Annotated in this window: 2 protein-coding genes; both read left to right on the forward strand. The window is 69.0% G+C overall.

Annotated elements, in window-relative coordinates; all coding sequences use genetic code 11:
- Positions 1 to 409 precede the first annotated feature (409 nt).
- Entirely contained in the window at positions 410 to 859 is a 450-nt protein-coding gene (locus ACZ5C2_RS38160; RefSeq protein ID WP_468801512.1) for a PTS sugar transporter subunit IIA, read from the forward strand.
- Between the two features lie 78 nt (positions 860 to 937).
- A complete protein-coding gene (ptsP, locus tag ACZ5C2_RS38165) occupies positions 938 to 2608 on the forward strand; it encodes a phosphoenolpyruvate--protein phosphotransferase (RefSeq protein ID WP_468801514.1) in 1671 nt (556 codons plus the stop codon).
- Positions 2609 to 2736 lie beyond the last annotated feature (128 nt).

Here is a 2736-nt window from a genome sequence, read left to right on the forward strand (position 1 = left end):
CGCTGTTGAGTTCTCAAGGAACGGACGCTTCCTTCGTACTCACCCTCTCGGGCTTTCCTCCGGGCGCTTCCCTTCGATGTCTCCGACTCTATCAGTGTTTTTCCGAGTCCCTGACCACCGTCCTGCAGACATGCAGAAAGTGACCCCGAGATGCGCTCTGACAAAGTTGGATTGCTGCTGAGTGAGGATGCTGACCATGCCACTCATCCCCGAGCAGGAGTGCAACCCTACCGGGCTCGCAGACCGGGTGCAAATCGCTTAGAGTGGTGGTCTAGACCTCTCGTCTAGACCACAGATCGGGACCTGTCCCCCGGAACCGGTAGGTCACATGACATACCCTGCTGAACAGCACGCCGGAGACAGGCAGTGACAGCGCTCGTACAGATCTCCACTCCTTGGGAGGCTTCCCATGTCCATCGTGACGTCCCCGCTCGCAGGACAGGCCATCGGACTGACATCCGTGCCCGATCCGGTCTTCTCCGGGGCCATGGTTGGCCCGGGGACGGCGATCGACCCCGTGCGGGAGCCCTCCGAGGCCGTCTCCCCCGTCGACGGCGTGATCGTCTCTCTGCACCCACACGCGTTCGTCGTCGTTGACGACAGCGGACACGGCGTGCTCACCCACCTCGGCATCGACACCGTCCAGCTCAACGGTGAGGGCTTCGAGCTGCTCGTCAGCAAGGGCGACACCGTGGCACGCGGTCAGAGCATCGTGCGCTGGGACCCGGCCGCCGTGGAGGCTGCCGGTAAGTCCCCGGTGTGCCCGGTCGTCGCCCTGGAGGCCACGGCGGACGCTCTCTCCGAGCTTCGTGACGGCGGCGATGTCAAGGCCGGCGACAGTCTCTTCCTCTGGAAGTGACCTCAGCGCCGTCCCGGGACGGCCACCAGGACAACCAACGCGGCGGCTGGTCCCGTCGCACTAGCGGAGACGGGTGAGATGGAGACAACGCTGCGAGGCGTCGGGGTCAGCCACGGTGTGGCGATCGGTGAGGTCCGGCACATGGGTACGGCGGTGCTCGAGCCACCGGCCAAGCAGATCCCGGCGCAGGACACGGAGCGCGAACAGGGTCGCGCCCGGAAGGCCGTGGAGGCCGTGGCTGCCGATCTGACGGCCCGCGGAAATCTCGCCGGCGGCGAGGCCCAGGCGGTGCTCGAGGCGCAGGCCATGATGGCCCAGGACCCCGAGCTGCTGGCCGACGTGGAACGACGGATCGCCGTCGGCAGCACCGCCGAACGTGCGGTCTACGACGCGTTCGCCTCCTACCGCGAGCTGCTGGCGAACGCCGGTGAGTATCTGGCGGGCCGCGTGGCCGACCTCGACGACGTGCGCAACCGTATCGTCGCCCGGCTGCTCGGGGTGCCGATGCCCGGTGTGCCGGACAGCGACGAACCGTATGTCCTGGTCGCGCGTGATCTCGCGCCCGCGGACACGGCGCTGCTCGACCCGACTCTGGTGCTCGGCTTCGTCACCGAGGAGGGCGGTCCCACCAGTCACAGCGCGATCCTCGCCCGTGCCCTCGGTGTCCCGGCCGTGGTCGCCCTGCCGGGTGCGGGTGAACTCGCCGAGGGAACGCTGATAGCGGTCGACGGCAGCACCGGTGAGATCTTCCTGAACCCGAGCGACGAGAAGACGGCACAGCTCAAGGCCGCGGCGGCCGAACGCAAGGCGACGCTGGCGGCGTCGACCGGACCCGGCGCGACCGCCGACGGTCACAAGGTGCCGCTGCTGGCCAACATCGGCGGTCCGACGGACGTGGCTGCAGCCGTCGAGGCAGGTGCGGAAGGCGTCGGTCTCTTCCGGACCGAGTTCCTGTTCCTGGACGACAGCAAGAGCGCTCCTTCCGAGGAGAAGCAGGTCACGGCGTACCGTCAGGTTCTCGAGGCGTTCCCCGAGGGACGGGTCGTGGTGCGCGTGCTGGATGCGGGCGCCGACAAGCCGCTGGACTTCCTCACTCCGGCGGACGAGCCGAACCCGGCGCTGGGCGTGCGCGGTCTGCGGACGCTGCTTGACCACCCCGCGGTGCTGCACACCCAGCTCACGGCGCTGGCCAAGGCTGCGGAGGGGTTGCCCGTCCACCTCGAGGTCATGGCGCCGATGGTGGCGGACCGGGCCGATGCCAGGGCCTTCGCGGACGCTTGCCGGGAGGCGGGGCTGCGGGCGAAGTTCGGCGCGATGGTCGAGATTCCGTCGGCCGCGCTGCGGGCGCGCTCGGTGCTGCAGGAGGTGGAGTTCCTGTCGCTGGGCACGAACGATCTCGCGCAGTACACGTTCGCCGCGGACCGTCAGGTGGGTGCGGTCTCCCGGCTGCAGGACCCCTGGCAGCCCGCTCTGCTCGACCTGGTGGCGCTGTCCGCCGAGGCTGCGAGGGCCGAGGGCAAGAGCTGCGGTGTCTGTGGTGAGGCGGCTTCCGATCCGCTGCTGGCATGTGTGCTGACCGGTCTGGGCGTCACGTCTCTCTCCATGGGCGCGGCGTCGATTCCGTACGTACGTGCGTCACTGGCGAAGTTCACGCTGGCGCAGTGTGAGCGGGCCGCGGCGGCGGCCCGGGCTGCGGACAGTGCCGAGGGCGCACGTGACGCCGCTCAGGCAGTGCTGTCGGGCGAGTAGCCGGACCGCGACCGCTTCCCGGAAGGGGCGTTCCACCCGGGTGGAACGCCCCTTCCGGGTTGTCGGGCTCAGTGACGGGGGGGCCCGTTCTTGGCCGTCCCCTTTCCGAGGTTGGGTGGTTCTTAGCG

Source organism: Streptomyces sp. NPDC031365, assembly GCF_055569765.1.